Annotated in this window: 15 protein-coding genes and 2 rRNA genes; 4 read left to right on the forward strand and 13 right to left on the reverse strand. The window is 40.3% G+C overall.

Annotated elements, in window-relative coordinates; genetic code table 11:
- The 9 genes from tssD to BLR37_RS24910 all read right to left on the reverse strand — a co-directional run.
- Window positions 1–308 (reverse strand): type VI secretion system tube protein TssD (tssD, locus tag BLR37_RS24870; protein ID WP_143009669.1); only part of this gene is annotated, 308 nt, incomplete at its 3' end.
- A gap of 309 nt (window positions 309–617) precedes the next feature.
- Window positions 618–1190, reverse strand: a complete 573-nt coding sequence (locus tag BLR37_RS24875; RefSeq protein WP_090773395.1) for an NAD(P)H-dependent oxidoreductase — start codon at window positions 1188–1190, stop codon at window positions 618–620.
- A 125-nt stretch (window positions 1191–1315) separates the two neighbouring features.
- The gene (locus tag BLR37_RS24880; RefSeq protein ID WP_090773397.1) at window positions 1316–2704 is read right to left on the reverse strand and encodes a DUF5458 family protein; all 1389 of its coding nucleotides are present in this window, start codon (window positions 2702–2704) and stop codon (window positions 1316–1318) included.
- Window positions 2705–2722: 18 nt separating this feature from the next.
- Window positions 2723–3169, reverse strand: coding sequence for a hypothetical protein (locus BLR37_RS24885; protein WP_039476338.1), 447 nt, complete (start codon window positions 3167–3169; stop codon window positions 2723–2725).
- A 56-nt stretch (window positions 3170–3225) separates the two neighbouring features.
- Window positions 3226–5748: an ATP-dependent Clp protease ATP-binding subunit gene (locus BLR37_RS24890; RefSeq protein ID WP_090773399.1), complete on the reverse strand. Its 2523-nt coding sequence runs from the start codon at window positions 5746–5748 to the stop codon at window positions 3226–3228.
- 4 nt (window positions 5749–5752) lie between these two features.
- Window positions 5753–8125 (reverse strand): type VI secretion system protein TssR domain-containing protein, encoded by a 2373-nt coding sequence (tssR, locus tag BLR37_RS24895; protein WP_090773401.1) that lies wholly within the window; start codon window positions 8123–8125, stop codon window positions 5753–5755.
- Window positions 8126–8166: 41 nt separating this feature from the next.
- Window positions 8167–9147 (reverse strand): PKD domain-containing protein, encoded by a 981-nt coding sequence (locus tag BLR37_RS24900; protein WP_090773403.1) that lies wholly within the window; start codon window positions 9145–9147, stop codon window positions 8167–8169.
- Window positions 9148–9179: 32 nt separating this feature from the next.
- Window positions 9180–9665: a type VI secretion system transmembrane protein TssO gene (locus BLR37_RS24905; RefSeq protein ID WP_039476342.1), complete on the reverse strand. Its 486-nt coding sequence runs from the start codon at window positions 9663–9665 to the stop codon at window positions 9180–9182.
- A gap of 8 nt (window positions 9666–9673) precedes the next feature.
- Window positions 9674–10195, reverse strand: coding sequence for a type VI secretion system TssO (locus tag BLR37_RS24910; protein ID WP_090773405.1), 522 nt, complete (start codon window positions 10193–10195; stop codon window positions 9674–9676).
- A gap of 180 nt (window positions 10196–10375) precedes the next feature.
- Between BLR37_RS24910 and BLR37_RS24915 the strand changes: the two genes are divergently transcribed.
- Entirely contained in the window at window positions 10376–10810 is a 435-nt protein-coding gene (locus BLR37_RS24915; protein ID WP_090773407.1) for a GPW/gp25 family protein, read from the forward strand.
- A gap of 24 nt (window positions 10811–10834) precedes the next feature.
- Window positions 10835–12700: a type VI secretion system baseplate subunit TssF gene (locus tag BLR37_RS24920; RefSeq protein ID WP_090773409.1), complete on the forward strand. Its 1866-nt coding sequence runs from the start codon at window positions 10835–10837 to the stop codon at window positions 12698–12700.
- 18 nt (window positions 12701–12718) lie between these two features.
- Here BLR37_RS24920 and BLR37_RS24925 read toward each other — a convergent pair whose 3' ends face one another.
- Window positions 12719–13657: a type VI secretion system baseplate subunit TssG gene (locus tag BLR37_RS24925; RefSeq protein WP_090773411.1), complete on the reverse strand. Its 939-nt coding sequence runs from the start codon at window positions 13655–13657 to the stop codon at window positions 12719–12721.
- A 115-nt stretch (window positions 13658–13772) separates the two neighbouring features.
- Between BLR37_RS24925 and BLR37_RS24930 the strand changes: the two genes are divergently transcribed.
- Both BLR37_RS24930 and BLR37_RS24935 read left to right on the forward strand, forming a co-directional pair.
- A complete protein-coding gene (locus BLR37_RS24930; protein ID WP_090773413.1) occupies window positions 13773–14666 on the forward strand; it encodes a TssN family type VI secretion system protein in 894 nt (297 codons plus the stop codon).
- A 24-nt stretch (window positions 14667–14690) separates the two neighbouring features.
- Window positions 14691–15830: a hypothetical protein gene (locus tag BLR37_RS24935; RefSeq protein ID WP_090773414.1), complete on the forward strand. Its 1140-nt coding sequence runs from the start codon at window positions 14691–14693 to the stop codon at window positions 15828–15830.
- Between the two features lie 57 nt (window positions 15831–15887).
- On the opposite strand, the gene BLR37_RS24940 is transcribed toward BLR37_RS24935, so the two are convergent.
- From BLR37_RS24940 to BLR37_RS24950, 3 genes are all read right to left on the reverse strand, one after another.
- On the reverse strand, window positions 15888–16310 hold the full coding sequence (locus BLR37_RS24940; protein WP_090773416.1) for a hypothetical protein: 423 nt from the start codon (window positions 16308–16310) through the stop codon (window positions 15888–15890).
- Window positions 16311–17027: 717 nt separating this feature from the next.
- Window positions 17028–17139, reverse strand: a 5S ribosomal RNA gene (rrf, locus tag BLR37_RS24945).
- Between the two features lie 141 nt (window positions 17140–17280).
- Window positions 17281–17494 (reverse strand): 23S ribosomal RNA (locus tag BLR37_RS24950); the annotation flags it as partial.

Here is a 17494-nt window from a genome sequence, read left to right on the forward strand (position 1 = left end):
TCGCCTACAATGTTTATACCTTCGGCATATTTAACAATGTAGCCATCCTCGAAATTTACTTCTTTCATTTTGGCATCTTCCTCTGTTTTCTTGATCAACAGGGTTCCGGTAATGGGTTTGTACTGGTTATTTACCATTGCTTCGATAATTGAGGTGTCTTCGGTCGACTCGATCTCAATGTCAATGGTCCCGCCGTAAACTCCGGAAGAAGGTCTTCCCTTAGCATCTACATCGCGGTTTAACGCATAGGCACAATGAAGCACATCGTACTCCTTGCCTGAAAAATTTAATCTAGCTTTGAAAGCCATAGTTTTAAAATTTAAAGGTTTATAAATTAATTAATTGCAGTCTCCACTGCTGTAATAATCCAAACCAATTATCAGGCCAATTATCTTATATCTTACTCATTTATAACAAGTAACCTGATCGTTAAAACTAAGAAAAAAGTGTAAATCCTCATTTATCACCTAAAAATACAGGTTGGCGATGTGGATAAGATGTGGAAAATTATCGAGTTAACATTAATGATACATATACAATACCGCTCCAGATAAAACTACAAAAGTGTAGCTATTTTCCCCAAAGTGTTGCCTTTTTGGTCAACACTGTCTTAAATATTAAATTAATTGTGCACCAAACTTCTCCATTTTTACCAGCCACTTCTGGCTATAATGGTTCTCCAGCGAATGCAACTCGCCAATGGTATTGGTGAGTACCGGACTCATCCGGCATTTTTCGAAAACTACTTTTTTAATGGATAGATAGGTAGTCTTTTTATTGGCTTTCCAATCTTTAAAAGTGGCTTCGTCTAAAATAGAAACAATCCTGGCCGAGCGGCCACTGAAATTATTGTTTACCTGTTGTTGCTGGGTGGCAAATATTTGATCGGGCATAAACAAGCGATCGAAAAAACCCTTAATCTTGGCGGGAATATGATCTACATATACCGGACAAAAAAGCACCACGTGGTTGCTCTGCCTGATAGCCGTTAAAGCCCGCTGTAAATCGGGCTCCAGCTCGGCAATTTGCCGGTTGCTGAACAATTTGTTCGAATTGAATATCAGGTCGATAATGGCCAGTTCACGAACGGTTGCCCCGGCACTTTCAGCACCTTTTTTATATGCGTTAATCAGGAAATTTGTAGATGCGTTTTTTTCAATATCTCCATTGAGGAGAAGTACTTGCTTCATTTTTTTTGATTAATCTGATCTGGGCTGATGCATTACAAAATTATAAAGAATTTGTTAAGTGTTATGCATAGCCCATAAAAAAACCCAACGCAAGGGTTGGGTTTTTATTTTTCAGCGATCAAAAATTACTGCTGATTGTACTCTGTATTCCAGGTGGTATTTTCGTCTTCACCTTTGTGACCATCTAATTTTACCACAAAACTTTTAGCCGGAAAATACGGGGTAATGTGAATATCGAGGTGAATCCGGTCTTTTTGCTGCTCATCTCTTTCGAAACGCATGATTTTAAATCTTTCGATCAAACGGTCGGCACCTTGAATGCCATCTAAAAATTTCACAATCTGAGCGCGTAAATCCTGCTCGGTTTTAGAGGTCCAGTTTTCGAAGGCCCTTCTGTTCAGAAAATCGAACAATACTTTGGTAATGTAATCGAACACCCTTACAACCGAATAGGTTTGCAAACCAATGTTATCGCCATTAAATAATGTTTTGGCCGAGAAAGCCATTACCTTACCGTATTCATTTACCATTGGTACCAGGCCTACACGCTCCAAATGAGAGATTTCGCTCTTTTTTAAATCGAATTTCACCCCATCAACTTCGTTAATGGCACCGTGTTTTTTACCTGCGGTAACCTGCGACATTAAGGTGTAATACATTTTGCCAGCCAACGCAGCCGATCCCGGAACGGTAAGATCGTCTTCTTCACCAACTTCGGCAACTTTACCACGGCCAACCAGCCAGTTACAAGTCATGATTACGTTCGATCTGAAAGCATCGCCACCGGTAAAATTAGCGGCAGTAAATAAATCGAGTACATCATCTGGCTGATCCAAATCGGCAAAATCGGTTACCAGCATGGCCTTATTGTTGTGCGCAATCTTGGCCCATCTTTCCAGCACTTTATTGGAACCCATATAACCCGGAACCACCATCAGCGAATAGTTTTTACGTAAATCTAAACGGTCGTAGTTTTGTTTCAGCTCATCGTCTACATATTCAATAAACCGTGGATTATCCAGATCTTTAATTTGATCCATCGATGCATTTAAAAGCACCACATTTTTAAGTTTATCGGCTTCGGTATTTTTATAAAACAAGTGCACAGAGCGGTAAGCCTGCTCCAGCTCACGCGTGCTTTCCAATGCAGTTCCGATGTTTTTATTCAGGTTTTCTTCTGCTGCATTCAGTTTTTCGGTACTTTTCTCGACCATATCGGCTACCGAATTAGAAGATTCGAGTACATCAATCCATAACTGGATTTTCTTTTTCAGTTCTTCGCGTTCTTTTTTCTTTTCGTCGCCGGTTAAAAAAATCTGTTTACGGGCTTTCCTTTCGGGATTTAAATTCTGGAGGCCATCTACTGTAGCTTCCAATAAATCGAAACCACCCACCCTGGCTAATTTTTCCAGGTTATCTTTAAGGGCTGTTTTTTCAACGGTTTTACCTTCTGCCGGTTTAAAACCTGCCTGGGCAATATTTTGGTCTGTTTTTAATTCTTGAGGATTTGACATAGTTTTGGCCGTTTTAGATTATTTATTTTGCTCCAGTTCATCAACAAAATTCTTTAACGCGCTAATAAATGCGGCTTTTGTTTCCTCATCGTCGAGCGTTGCTTTTAAGGTTTTGTTCGATTTTAACTGCTTAATTACATTTAGCGACATTTCGCGCTCAATGTTTACATCAGTTAGGTAATTGCTTTGATTAATGATATTTTTCACACCAAAATCGCCCAGATCAGAGAAATTAAGGGTTTCGCCAACAGTAGAACCATCTTGTTTTTCGAAAGCAACCTTAACATTGGGTTTGTAGTGTTCAAATACTTCTTTTACCGTTTTTAATCCTTCAACTTTTTCAGGTTTAATGGGATCATTATCGGTTAATTTCTGTACAAAAAGCGTTTTGTTGTGTGCAATTTCTGCGAAAGCTTCTGAAGTATCTATTTTCCGCTCGTTACCACCAATTTCATAATTAAACATAGTATGTAGATTTAAGTTTACGATTAAAATTTTCTAAACATATAACAGTTAACGTTTTAACTCAATTTTTGTTCCAATGCCGGCACAACCTCAGGCTGAATAATATTCCATTCGATTTCATCAGCATCAGCTTTTTTACTAACCCTGATTTTCGAACCCTTTTTCAACTCTCCTGAAATGATGTATTTCGATATCGGGCGACGCAATAAATTCCGGATTACTGCCGAAAGCTGTCTGGCGCCATATTTGGGCGTAAAGCCATCTAAAGCAATCATTTTCTTGGCCTCATCTTCAATTTCAAAATCAATGCCCATTTTGCTGAGTGCCTGTACCAGGCTGCTGAGCTGGATTTCGAAAATACGCACCACATTGCTTTCATTAATTGGTGCAAATGGAACGATTTCTGAAATACGTGCTAAAAATTCGGGGCGAAAATGCCCGGCCATTACTTCCATCAGCTGGTTCGAAGCCGGAATAGTACCTTTGCCAATTTGCTCTGCAATCCATTCGCTGCCAATATTGGAAGTAAAAAGAATTAAAGAATTGCTGAAATCTCCTTCTTTGCCGAGGCGATCGTGCATGTGACCTTCATCCAGAATTTGCAGAAAAGTATCAAAAACGGAAGGGTGCGCTTTTTCGATTTCATCAAAAAGCAAGACCGAATAAGGTTGCTGCCTGATTTTATTAACCAGCAAGCCACCTTCCTCGTAACCCACATAACCCGGAGGGGCACCGTATAACAGGGCTGCACTATGCTCTTCTTTAAATTCAGACATGTCAAACCGGATCATGGCTTTTTCATCGTTGAACAAAAATTCGGCAATTGATTTGGCCAGCTCGGTTTTACCCGTACCAGTTGGCCCCAGTAAAAAGAACGAACCAATAGGCTGCCCCTTTTTGTTTAAGCCGCTGCGCGATTCGAGAATGGCATCCGAAACCGCTTTAAGTGCCTGATCTTGTCCAACAACCCGCTTTTTGAGATATTGCTCCATATTGAGCAATTTTTCCTTTTCGCCGGCCTGCAATTTTCCCATTGGGATACCTGTTTTGTAAGCTACAATAGAAGCGATATCCTGTTTGGTAATGCGGTCGCTCTTTTCAGCGGCATATTTTTTTAGCTCCTGCAAGCTGCTATCGATATAACCCTGGTATTCATCGGCTGTTTCAAAAGCATCGGTCTGGGTTTCATCAGTTAAACGCCCTAACAGCACCGGACTCAATTTATTTTGCAACAAAGAAAACAGCCATTTATAATCGGCAAATTTTTGTGGTTCGGCCAGTTCAACATTTGTTTTTAAACTTTCCAGCTCGGTTTCCAGGCTTTCAATTACCTGGTCGGAAGTATCGTTCATCATCTTCATGGCAGCCATTGTCCGGTCGAGCAAATCAAAAGCCGAATCGGGTAAACGCCTGTCTTTCATGTATCGTTTAGCCAGGCGTACGCATTCGCCCAAAGCATCACGTTCAATTGTTAAAGCATGATGCTCTTCATATTTTACGGCAAGCTTTTCTAACATTTTAATGGTACTTTCTTCATTCGGCTCGTTGACCTGAAGCACTTCAAAACGGCGGCTAAAAGCTTGTTCAGGCTCAATTATTTTCCGGTACTCATCAATGGTTGTGGCCCCAATAACCGTTATTTCGCCGCGGGCAAGTTCAGGTTTTAACAAATTGCCTATACCTGCACCTAAAGGGCCTTTGCTATCTAAAAGCGTATGGATTTCATCAATAAAAAGAACCGCCTTTTCAAACTGTTTAATTTCTTTGATGATATTTTTTAATCGATCTTCAATTTCGCCCTTGTACGATGCGCCTGCAATAAGCGACCCCAGATCGAGTTCGAAAAGCTGTACCGGTTTTAAACTGTCGGGTACATTTTGTGCTACAATATCCAGCGCAAAACCATCAACCAAAGCTGTTTTCCCTACACCGGCATCACCAGTAAGAATTACATTTGGTTTTGTTCTGCGACAAAGGATTTCCATCATCATCCGGGTTTCTTTATCACGCCCAATGATGGGGTCTGTTTTTCCATCGCGCACCTGCTGAAGCCGGTCTATACAATATTTGTACAAGGCATTGCCTGTAGTTTTTTTATCTGAGCCAGACGCAGCAGCGGTTTCGGGCGATACCGCACGCGCAATTTCTTCGTCCTTTACATAGAGGTCTAAAATTTCGCGTTCTTTTATCGGAAATGATTTTAGCTGATCGGGCTGAAAGCCAATACCTGGTTTTGCCAAAGCGGTTAATACGCAAACAGGAGTAATTAAATCGAGTCCCAATTTAATGCGTACGTTATCGGCTTCCTCAAAAATAACGGCAATTTCCGGTGCTCCGCTCACATTATCGCTGAAGCTTGCCGATTTGGTTTGTTCATCAATGCGTACTTCTGCCCATTCGCTAATGTATTCTTCATCTTTACCGATTGAAGCCACAAAAGCCCTAAGCCCTACATCTTTATGCATTAAGCCCTTAAGCAAATGAGCAGCAGAGAAAACCTCATTCCTGTACTCTTTTGCCAGCGATTGCGCAATATGAAGTGCTGTTTTTACCGATTCGCTTAAATTTGTAACTGCCATACTGCTACTTGCTTTGTGATGAAACTGCCTGATTAAAATTATTCTCGGTGATGTAGTAATAGGTTTTCCCGTTTGATACGAATTGCTGTTCGATCTGCGTAGCCCTTTTAATCTGCTGTACCGATTGACTTAATAATTTGATATAGGTTTCAAACTGGTCTAAAGGCATTTTCGAAGTTCTTTTTAAATCGGCAACAGTGTACTGTGATAAAAATTCATTATTAACAGGCAAACCGGTTACCAGTTTGATATAATTGGCCAAAGTCATTGCCTTTACATCGCCCGATGATATTTTCATACCGAGCAATTGTCTGGGTATATTAACATAATTTTTAACCAGCTTACTTCTGAACGAAGATTGATCGGCCTGTAGATTTTCGCCCAGCATAATCGAGAATACATCAACAATTTGTTTGTACTCCATGTTGTTTAAGACAATTGCATACTGTAAAGCTGAACGGTTGTTTTTAACGGCATCGGCCGATAAACTAGCTGTGCTGTAATATTTGAATGCGTTATGTGGCATACGGTCGGCCACATCATCTCCCACAGGTTCCGGCAACTGGCCCTGAACTTCTGATGAAAGGTTTTTACGCGAAATACCGGTTAAACGAAAGGCACTATCCAGCGAACTGATTTGCGAATAAATATCAGCGTTGGTTTCTTTTACAAAACGGCGCAAAGCCACCGTCATGCTTTGGTTAGAATTAACTGTGCCTTTGGTTGGAAATACTACTCCCCCTTGTATTAAGCTGTTTTTAGGATAATCTAAATAATATGAAATCGAATCCTGCAGGCTGGTATTGTAAGGTTGAAAGCTTTTTAAACCCTCGCCTTTAACCATGGTATTTTTACGGTATTCTGCCGAGCGGATGGCTGATTCGGAAACGAGTTTGCGCGACTGGATTACAAAATCGTTAAACGTTGAATTAAAATCGCTGTATACCTGTAATGCCAAAATACGCGCATCGGCCAGGGCCACCTGCTCACTTAATGCATTAATTTGAGTGTTATCGGTACCGCCGGTGGTTCCGGTACTACCTACCAGAATAATTAAATTGGTTTCATTCTTTTTACCTTTAAAAAGATTTAAGCCAGCCTTTAGTGCACCAAAAACCGGTTCTTCTGTTACCTGGCCATTACAACGCACGGTATTTTTAGCCTGATTAGAGAGGAAGGTCATTAATTTGCGGTAATCATCCTGAATGGGGTTTACAAAAATGCCGGGTACAGAACAACCAGATTCGCCGCGGTATACCACGCCACCATAATTTACTTTAGTGCCTTTACCAAAATCGCCCATTATGTTTTCAAAAGATGAAATGGTATTGGTCATTCCCGAAAAATATTTGGTCATAGGACTTCCGCCATCTACCACAAAAACCACATTTACTTTGTTTTTATTTTTGCGTAGCTGTATATAATCCTGATAGGAAAGTGATGAGCCGTTGATGGTTAAAATCTTATTGTCCTTTTTGTTGTAAACATCGGCGGCGATCCCAACCGAGTAGGTACCGTCTTCATCCGAAACAACCGGAACACTTCTTAAAATCAGGTTTTCCCTTGGCAACAAAGGGTCGACTACGAAAGCAGTGCCTTTGCTGATGCCATTTTTTATCGCGTTAGCGGTAGAGTCATCCGTATCGTAATTGCCCGGTTTTACAGCGGTAATGTAAAGTCTGTCGCCCCAGCTGTGTACGGCCGAAGCGGCAACCCAGCCATAAATACTTTTTAAAGCGGTATCGGCTACGAGCTGATCGTCTGAGCCAATCAAGTATTTTTTACCATCTTCTGATTTTTTGAAGATATAAGCAATTTCGTGCAACCTTACTTTGGTGCGTCTGTCTTTAAGCTCGGGCGTGTTATACACCAGAATAGAATCGGTTGTATCGTAATAAAATTTAGGTTCGGTTAAGGGGTTTTTACCATTTACAATACCAATGGCTTTTTCTGCATAGCCTGTCTTTTGGTTAGAAAAAGCCCTTTGCCAAAGCAACAATTTAGATTTGGCAATCCAGCCATAGCTGATAGCGCTTCTTTTATCTGTTATTTTCCTGCCCCTGATCATCCCGGCTTTGTATTTAATGAGTTTCAGGTAGCCATTTTCTTCTTTCGATACATAAAAAGGTTCCATAAAACCGATTTTTTTCATAATCAGGCTTCCTCCCGGGGCGGTAGTTGTATAATTGTCTTCTCTGTCCGAAAAAACAATCCAGGGTAAGCTGCTGCTGCTGGTACTTTCATTTACATTAATGCTTTCAGCCGGTTTTTCATAGGCTTTTGGCATGTATTTTACTTTTTTGCCAAACGAGGCCGGTGATTGGGCGTAAGCAAAGGATATTCCTAATAAAAGGATGGAAAAGAGATATTTTTTCATAGTTTTTTGTAGATGAGCTTTAAAATTAGGTTGAGGTTAATCTATCTGGTTTTCGCGGGCGCTTCTGCAGCGACAGTTGCAGCTGGTTGGGCTGTTGCCGAATGCTGTTTAATGTTCAATAAACTGGCGCAGGTAGAATTGGGTTTTATAGTTAACTGCGCTTCATCAATGGCTATTTCGCCGCCAAAAGTGAGCCCCATGCAGTACGAATAAATATCGGTTTGTTTTTTCTTGCCATTCATTTCTACATTTACGCTAACCTTTTCGTTGCTGCACATGTATTTGTTAATGAGGTAATAGTAATTGGAATTAAAATCGGCGCCATTGGCTATAGCCTGTAATCGTGCCCTGATATCGTCGATAGTTTTGCGTTCTCCATCGCCCGGGGCAACAATATCTTCTACAATTTCTGCATTGGGATCGGTAACCAAAATGGTTAAGTATGCAGGCTTTGGACTTTTATCTGACCGGAGTTTAACCACATATTTGCCGGGAGCACGGTAAGTGTACAGCGCTGTTTTACCTTTCACGTCTACACGGCCGGTTTCGCCGAAAGACCATTCAAATTCTTTGCCTTCGCCATCTCCTTCCAGCCTGATTTCTTCGTTTACCAAACCGGCAGTTGGGCCGCTAATGGTAAGTGCACTATCTACAAGGGCAGCCCTCACGGTATCTCTTACGGTTATTGGAAATTCCTGACGCAATTCGCCGTCAACGGTTAAGCGAACAATATACGTATCGGGTTTGGTGTAATGATAAGACCCTGTTTTGGTGGTGGCTTTTGCACCATTACCAAATTCCCACAGCCATTTCGATGCTTTTGGGGTATTATCGGTAAAAACCAATGGCTCGTTCAGGTAAATTTCATCTTTGAGGATTCGGGCATCAATTACCCTTTTTTCGAATAAGGAGCTTTTAAATAAAAAAATGAGGCCGGTTAAAAGCAGTACAGCCAACAGGATGTAAAGGATCACATAGCCCTGCGAATTGGAATTAACTTGCTTGGTGTTTGTATCAGACATAGTAGCGTTTTTTATAGGTTGATTAGGGATTTTTATCTGGCAGATATGGTTTGCTGTAGCTGACGCCTGTTGGTAATGCAGTCGTCTAATTGTTTTTTATGCAGCTCTATATCTGTAATGTTTCGGTTTTGTTCCTGCCTGTCGTAAAATAACCGGTCATACAACTGTGCTGTTTGAACAAATATTTTATAGCGCGAATCGGATGCTTTGCGATCAAATGCTGCCCTGATTGAGCCCAGCGAAAGCTGGATATCGTTCTTTAAAAAAACAGCCTGTACATTGGGGTTATAACGGGTAATTTGTTTGTAGGTGCTATCAACGGTAGGCATCGTTTCTTTGACCATGGCTTCGAATGCTTCGTTTTCGGCAATTTTTACTTCAAGCTCATCTTTAGAAATTTCGTAGCGCGATTTATCACTGTAAAAAATACCAAAGCTTAAAAGCCCCACGGTAAAAATGAAAAGGGCCATAAAAAACAAAAATTGTTCGCGTCTTTCTTTTATACTCAGTTTTATCATGGCTTTAATTATCTGCCGAAACGGCCGTTTTTAATTTTTTTTACTGCAGACTGGTTCGCGCGCGAGCAATCATTTATTTGTTCTTTATATCGTTGAATGTCGTAACGGGATTGGTTGAGCGAATCCTGTAAACCCGCCATTGCACCAACATTGTTGTTTAATTTGCGATACAGGTCGAAACTCAGTCCGGATTCAGTTTTATTGGAGGTCAGATCTTTAATTTTATTGTTGGCTGCCTGGATATCGTTAAGCAAGATGGCTTGCTTACTCATTTCGTTTGCGTTGTAATTGCGGTATTGAGCCAATTCTTTAAAGCGTACCAGAATGAGGTCGAAATTGGTATTAATGTCCTTTCTTAATGAGGAGAGTTTTTCAGTTTCCCTCACCTTTTTATCGAGCAGGGTATACTCATAATCGGAGGCCAGAAAAAAAAGATAAATACTGAGAATGGAGAAGCAGGTTAACCATACAAAGTTGAGAATAAATTTAGCGTAGGCACTTCTAATTTCTGTCGCGTTAATGGGTTTCATAAGAGCATTTCATTATCAATGTAGCATTCACATAAGAATTAATCCGACACTTCAACACCAATAAAATCACACAAACCTTTCACAAATTAATTCTGTTCTATAACAATTTTTAATATTTGTTGTTTGATTATTAAAACGATTTTTTTATTCTACTTTTAGCAAACTTTAAGCCAAACATCTATGTCTGGATTTTTTTTAAATAAACCGCTCCGATTTAACAGCATTTTTACAGGCGCTGATTTACAGTCAACTGACATCGGAAAATCGATTTCCAATCACCTGGAGCTGATCATTTTTACCCGCTTTGGAGAGCACCGGCATCAGCGAAATTTCGGGTGCGAAATCTGGGACCTTGACTTCGAATTAATCGTTAGTGAGAGCATTTGGGAGGAAAAATTCAGGAAATCGCTGCTTAAATCCATCACCGATTATGAACTCAGGATTTATAATACCGAGGTTGAAGTGCGCATTACGGAAGTAGAAAATGTATATCCGTTACGTAAGATAACAGAGATCAAAAAGAAGGTTGATATAAGTGCTAGATCGCTAATAAAAAATACAGGAGAAAAATATTTTTTTAACACCGCTTTGTTCCTTAGCCCCTTATCGACCTAAAAAAACGCCACAAATTCTCTACACATGAAACCAATTTTTTACTCTTCAAAAGACGAGATCCGCAATAGAATTTTAAAAAATGCCGAAGATTTCTGGAATGTTAAAAATAGTCATGATTTTGACCCACTGGTTAAACTGATTATAGAAGCTTTAAGCAATGAACTCTTTAATGTCTCAAACGACGTTAAAAACCTCGAGAACAGAATATTCGACAAAATAAGCCGTATTCTGGCACCTGATCATTTAACTTCTTCTTTGCCGGCACACGCCATTCTACATGCCAAACCAGTAGAAAAAGACGATTATTTTTCTCCATACACCCAGTTTGCTTTTAAAAAAAATATCCAGCAGGAAAATGATAAGGTGGTAAAAACCGATATTTTTTTTAGTCCACTCCATCAGGTAAAGGTTTTACGGGCTGATATTAAATACATGGTTACCGGTAATACCCTGTTTAATGTAGAGCAATTGAACAAATACCCCACAACGAACACATTACCTGGCTTTAATGTAGAAAAAAACACCATGTATATTGGCTTTAGCGGCATTAATGACTGGATGGACTTTAATAAACTGAATATCTTTTTTGATTGGAAGAATTATTCAGTTCCGGATAACACCTACGATTTGCTCTCGCTGGGCAAATGGTACTATCATGACAATGAACTTACCGCCTATACCGAAAGGTTTATGGATGAGCCTTTAACCGGAAAAACAGCGCCGCCTTTTCAGTACAAACAACTACTTAACCTGGTTAAGGCCGATGTACTGCAATATTACAGCAAACGGTTTATCACCCTGGGCGACCTTAACGATTTTAATGTCAATGCTGACAAAGAACTTCCTGCGGGATTTGAAAATATTTTCCAGCAGGTACATCTCAACCAGATAGATAAGCAGATTAAATGGCTTAAAGTTGTTTTTCCGGCAGCAATTACTCAGGAAATGCTGAACGAGCTTCATGTACATATCAATGCTTTTCCGGTAGTAAATAAAAGGCTTAGCCAGGTGAAACACCGGCTTAAAACCATGAATAACATTATTCCCATTAAAACGGAAGCACTGGATCAAATGCTGGCTGTAGAGAGCCTGAAAGATAATAAGGGGAAAAGCTACAATGAAATTCCTTATACCAACGAAAATGAAAAAGGCGATGGCTCCTTTGCCATCCGTTACGGCGGTACCGAGCGCTTTGATACGCGGAATGCCAAAGAACTGGTTGATTATCTATTTGAGCTGCTACGCGATGAGAAAGCAGCATTTTCGGTTTATGGACCCGATTTTTTGGGTACCGTACTGAAGAATCTGGAACAGAACATTGCTTTAATTGAACAAAAAAGTCAATCGGCGTTGAAAGACGTTAAAGAGTTGCCCAGTTATATTGTAATTAAGCCGATTGATGATGCCGACATCTTGTTTCTCGATATTTGGGTTACACAGGCAGAAGAAGCCAACCACATCAACACGGGTAGCCGGCTAATGGTGTATAACAATAGTAAAGTGAGTGCAGACAGTGTTTTTTTATTAAGCGCAACCAAAGGCGGGCGTTCGAGATTAAATGCAAGCAACCGGGTGCAGGCGTACAAGTACGGGCTCACTACCGCCGACCGCATTATTACTAAAGCAGATGTGATTAATTTTTGCCGCTACGAACTTGGCGATAAGCTCAAAAGCGTTACCCTGGCAAAAGGTATTGTTATGGATAATAAACCCAATGCGGGTTTTATTAAAACTACCGATATCATTATTGAACCGGCAGATCAGGCCAATTTAAATGTGCAAGACTGGGATGAACTGTTGCATCTTACCCAAGCCAAACTAACCTTACGTAGTACTATGAATATACATTACCGCATGTTACTTAAACCAGCTACGCTTAAAACAATATAGGTTTATGATATTGGTATCCTAAATATATACAGTATATCCCAGAAAGGCACTTTCACCTTCGGTACTTAAAACAGTTTCATGAAAATCAGAGGCAGTAAGTAGTTCGACATTTATTTCGGCATCAACAGGCATGAGGTAGCTTATGGCCATATCTAAAATTGCCCTGTTTTTTTGTCCGGGGATAAATTTTATCAGTTCCTGCGGTGAAGTTGGACCGATGTTGATATGATAAGATTCAATGTCGGGAATAAAACTATCACCAATGATGGTATCTACCCCCAAAGCACCTGTGCCAAGAGCAATCTGTAAATCGCCGGCAATTTTTACCGGAGTAATGTGTTCGGTTGTATTTACCAATGTTACAGGGAGGTTAAAAAGGGCGGTAAGTACTTTAGATACAAAATTGATATCATTCCGCTTTTGCTGTATTTCGGGCAGCAGGTGCATCCAGATAATGCTTTGTTCTTTATTAAGCAAGCTGAATTCTTCCCAGCCCAGACCAAAAACCTGGCTTAACTCGGTATAGGTAGTTCTTTTATCGAGCCGGTTCTCATACAGCTCAGTCATAACCCGCACCTGATTGATCTCCGCATCAAAAGGACTAAAAAACAGCCTGGCTTGCTTTTCTTCTTCCCTTCTCTCGCGGATATCTTTGATCATACCCTCCTCATCCAAACTGGCACTTCCGGTAGGTGGCCGATGAAAAAGCCCTTCGGGTAGCATATCGTAAAGGCCTTCGCGATTAGTAGTGATACGCATGCGGTTATGCCTTCGTTTTTCTGAGTAATAAGAAACCGAGTCTTCAATGTCTTTCGCAAAGGCACGTTTATCAGGTCCAACCGGGATCACCTCTATCCGGTCGGCATCAGTTTCGTTGCGCTCAATCAGATCGGCAGCATGGGCTACAGCCTTATAATCTGTAAATAATTCGTTATGCACTATAATTTCTTTTTTCATTTAAACATTAAACCTGCTTATTTGTTATAGGTTAAATTTTTATTATAGAAATAATTAGGATTATGATCAAATACTAAAGATACTATATTTGTAATACATCACATCTATCAAATTAATGGACGTTAAATCTTTTTTTATTCGCTTTCTGCTATTCCCGTTGATTTTTCTCGTTTCAACGGCAGTACTATCTATCATCAACAAGAAAAACCAGTTTCTTAACAACAAAAAATTAATTGTAAGTGTTTTGCTCACCGGCATTGCTTTGGCACTTCCGGGTTTTCTGGGCTTCCTCAATTTCAATTATATGCCCTGGGGCTATATTATTTGTTGTATTTACTATGTTTTAACCGGTATCATTTTCGTTTACCTGCTAACCAAATATTACCCCAAAGAGGCACTGGAGCGCAAGGTGTTTATATTTTTTGCCACACTGGTTTCTGCAATCTTAGCCTTGTATTTATTTCAACTGGCCTTTAACTGGTTAAGTTCAGTAAATTTTGGCTGGTTTGGTGCAGGCAGCATCACCTGGTTCTTTGTTCCACTTATTTTCTGGTGGGCATACGTTTCACTGCTCAATATCCCTTCAGAGATTTATAAAATCTGGAGATATCCTGATACACCGCTGGATATCAATATGGATCATGTTGACTTTAACAAACTATTGGTGCTTGAACTGGAATTGTATAAAAAAAGTAGCGACCCGGAACCGCTTAAAGTAAAGGTAAAGGCGGTAGAAAACATGAACTTTGGCACCTGGTTTCATAAGTTTATAGACGATTATAACCTTAAATTTGCCAAGAGCCCGGTAGAATTTAAAACTGATGATGCCGAAAGCTACAATTGGATCTTTTTTATCAAAACGTCCTTTTTTAAGCGCAATATTTTCATTGATCCTGATCTGGATATTATCGAAAATGGTATTACTGAGAAAATGACCATTTACGCCAAACGGGTTTCGGAAAATGTAAACAAACCGAACGAAGTGGGAGAAAGTGCTATCTTTATCTAATCTATACTAAAAAAACAGTTTACCATGATAAAGCCGTTAAGATATAAATCCATTAACTGGGTTAATGGCATGAAGCTTTCGAGCGATCATTTTACCCTGAACGATCTCTATTTACAGGATTTTGTGCGAGATGCCGTATCGTTAAATCTCAACAATAGCAATTACGGCTTTCTACCGCCTTTTGCAGGTTATAAAAGCTCTCACGAGATCGAAATTATCGAGAAAGCTACTAACCACATCGAAATCAGGGTAAGCTATTGCAATGCTGTTACGCCCGAGGGCTGCCACATTGATATTGCCCAGGCCAACCATACCGATATGCTGGTGCATAATCATTACTTTGGGCAATCAGAGCCTCGTAATTATGCTATTTTACTTGCAGTAAGTCCGTTTAACCGTACACCGGCAGGTATGCCAAACCCCGAAGAGAGCCCAATCCGTTACCCTGAACTGGCCAAAAGCTACTCCATTGTGGTGCTGCCCGAATCGGAAGTGAGTACACAAGGCGCTGATAGCTATTTTTTAACAATTGGCCAGGTGTACTACGAAAACGGAAGGTTATCTATCAACCGTAGTTATATTCCGCCCAGCTCAACAATAACCAGTCACCCGGCTTTAATCCGTTACTACGAATCGCTTAGCATTTTATTAAATGATATGCAACTGGCCTGTTTTAAAATTATCGATAAAACAGGGGGGCGTGATAACATTACGCCGCTAGGTAAAAACATTCGCCTCATTTCTGAAAAGATAGTTGATTACATTGCAGGCTTGTTTTACGAATACCGTAACATCGCCCATCGCCAGCCACCGGTCGTTTTGGTGGGGTACTTTTCAAGTCTGGCACATATCTTTTTTACAGCCATAAAACTAATCGATCCACGCGAAAGAGAAGAACTATTAAAGTATTTCTACGAATGGAAGGATGTAACACCCGGAAACTTTGAGGAACTATTGGCCAAAACTATCGAATTGGTTTACGACCATAAACAAATTAACCAGAGCATGCTTATGGTTAGCGAATTTATGAATGTAATGGTAGCGCTCTGGAATAAATTGAGTGGCTTAGAATATATTGGCCAACGGAAAGAAAATATTGTTGTTGCCGAGCAACAGGTAGTACAGCAAGTACAGGCTAAAAAAACCTGGACCTTGCTAGACTAAAATAATTTCTCGGAGTAAATTATAATACGGCTGTACCCTTAAACAGGTACAGCTTTTTTAATCGAAGGCAATTTGATCAGGACCAGAAAGCTTTGCAATATGACAGGCACATTCACCACCACTTACTTTAATTACAGCCGATTTGGTTTGATTGGTTTGAACTGAAGTGCCGGTAATTTTTAAGTTATCGCCTTGTTCAGATAAACTTCTAACGTTTCCGTCATCGGCAATAATAAATGCACCTTTTACCAAATTGCTAGTCATACTCGAATTGGCCATAACCTTTTCACCTGTTCTTTGGTTAATTACACTAAAATCTTTTACTTCAGCGCCTTCGCCTTTATTATCCATAAACCGAAAGCCCACCGAACGAAACTCGTAGGTACACATCTTATCCCTGCAATCGGTTTTTGTTTTGTTTTTTTTGCAGCTTAAAACACTAAGCGCAATTAGTAATAGCCATGCTGTTTTTTTGATCATAAATATTTGGTTTAAAATGAAAACGACAGAAAGGTTGAAAACGCTACAACAGGAGCAGATTAACATTAATTCAATCTTATTCTTTTTTAGAAGCGCAAAGCCAGTGCTAATCTGATAGGTTCCGTCCTGCTGTACGTTGCAATCCTTTTGGAGGTGTACGGCGAGCATTGATGTGTGTTTTCCAGCCAAAAGGGATTTTCACTGCCATCAGGGCTATTACCGTGGGGACTGTGGATAAAATCTACAGCGTATTTATCGTGTTTACAACTCTTTTGCAATCCCCTAGTCCTGCCGTCATTGCCAGCTTGATCCGATAGCTATCGGATGGCAATCTTAATGCTAATGAAAGGTTAAACCTCGCAGGTTTTTAAGGATATTAAAAAGCCACTTTATATAGAAAGCCTTATAATTCTGCTTTAGTCTTTAAGCTTTAAAAAAGCTTATAAACAAGAAAACCCTTCAGCTTTTGCTGAAGGGTTCCTTTAAGATTTGGCACCGACCGGATTTTACCCCGACTTGTCGGGGCTCCCATCCCGATGCATCGGGACAGTACCATTGTTCCGATAGCGATCGGAACTGCTGGGCTTAACTTCTCTGTTCGGTCCCGATAGCTATCGGGAGGGAAGAAACGCGAATAATCTGAAAGCTTTGGTCTTTCGGCTCAAAAAAGCCTGTAAACAAGAAAACCCCTCAGCTTTGCTGAAGGGTTCCTTTAAGATTTGGCACCGACCTACTCTCCCACGTGTTACCGCAGTACCATTGGCTCTGGTGGGCTTAACTTCTCTGTTCGGAATGGGAAGAGGTGGACACCACCGATATAGGCACCTAAATATTTTTATTTGAAGCTTAAAGGTCAAAGCTCAAAGACTAAAGCTTGTGTATTTCGCTTTGGTATTTATGCTTTAAGCTTTCCGCTTAAATGACATATTATTGAAAGAAGTTAGTTTGAAGAACAAACAACAGTCTGTTTGCTTTGAAAGCTTCGGATGATTAGTACTACTCGACTGTGCTGTCGCCAGCTTTACATCTGTAGCCTATCAACGTAGTAGTCTGCTACGGTCCTATATGGAATTCTCATCTCGTGGCTAGTTTCGCACTTAGATGCTTTCAGCGCTTATCTATTCCCAGCGTAGCTACTCTGCAATGCCCCTGGCGGAACAACAGATTCACTAGAGGCTAGTCCA

The organism is Pedobacter soli (assembly GCF_900101435.1).
GTDB lineage: Bacteria > Bacteroidota > Bacteroidia > Sphingobacteriales > Sphingobacteriaceae > Pedobacter > Pedobacter soli.

What these genes read in the sequence shown, in the direction of transcription:
- BLR37_RS24905 (WP_039476342.1), bottom strand. Translation starts at nt 9,665, where the DNA reads ATGATAAAACTGAGTATAAAAGAAAGACGCGAACAATTTTTGTTTTTT.
- BLR37_RS24875 (WP_090773395.1), bottom strand. Translation starts at nt 1,190, where the DNA reads ATGAAGCAAGTACTTCTCCTCAATGGAGATATTGAAAAAAACGCATCT.
- BLR37_RS24940 (WP_090773416.1), bottom strand. Translation starts at nt 16,310, where the DNA reads ATGATCAAAAAAACAGCATGGCTATTACTAATTGCGCTTAGTGTTTTA.
- BLR37_RS24925 (WP_090773411.1), bottom strand. Translation starts at nt 13,657, where the DNA reads ATGAAAAAAGAAATTATAGTGCATAACGAATTATTTACAGATTATAAG.
- BLR37_RS24935 (WP_090773414.1), top strand. Translation starts at nt 14,691, where the DNA reads ATGATAAAGCCGTTAAGATATAAATCCATTAACTGGGTTAATGGCATG.
- tssR (WP_090773401.1), bottom strand. Translation starts at nt 8,125, where the DNA reads ATGAAAAAATATCTCTTTTCCATCCTTTTATTAGGAATATCCTTTGCT.
- BLR37_RS24900 (WP_090773403.1), bottom strand. Translation starts at nt 9,147, where the DNA reads ATGTCTGATACAAACACCAAGCAAGTTAATTCCAATTCGCAGGGCTAT.
- BLR37_RS24915 (WP_090773407.1), top strand. Translation starts at nt 10,376, where the DNA reads ATGTCTGGATTTTTTTTAAATAAACCGCTCCGATTTAACAGCATTTTT.
- BLR37_RS24920 (WP_090773409.1), top strand. Translation starts at nt 10,835, where the DNA reads ATGAAACCAATTTTTTACTCTTCAAAAGACGAGATCCGCAATAGAATT.
- BLR37_RS24910 (WP_090773405.1), bottom strand. Translation starts at nt 10,195, where the DNA reads ATGAAACCCATTAACGCGACAGAAATTAGAAGTGCCTACGCTAAATTT.
- BLR37_RS24885 (WP_039476338.1), bottom strand. Translation starts at nt 3,169, where the DNA reads ATGTTTAATTATGAAATTGGTGGTAACGAGCGGAAAATAGATACTTCA.
- BLR37_RS24890 (WP_090773399.1), bottom strand. Translation starts at nt 5,748, where the DNA reads ATGGCAGTTACAAATTTAAGCGAATCGGTAAAAACAGCACTTCATATT.
- BLR37_RS24930 (WP_090773413.1), top strand. Translation starts at nt 13,773, where the DNA reads ATGGACGTTAAATCTTTTTTTATTCGCTTTCTGCTATTCCCGTTGATT.
- BLR37_RS24880 (WP_090773397.1), bottom strand. Translation starts at nt 2,704, where the DNA reads ATGTCAAATCCTCAAGAATTAAAAACAGACCAAAATATTGCCCAGGCA.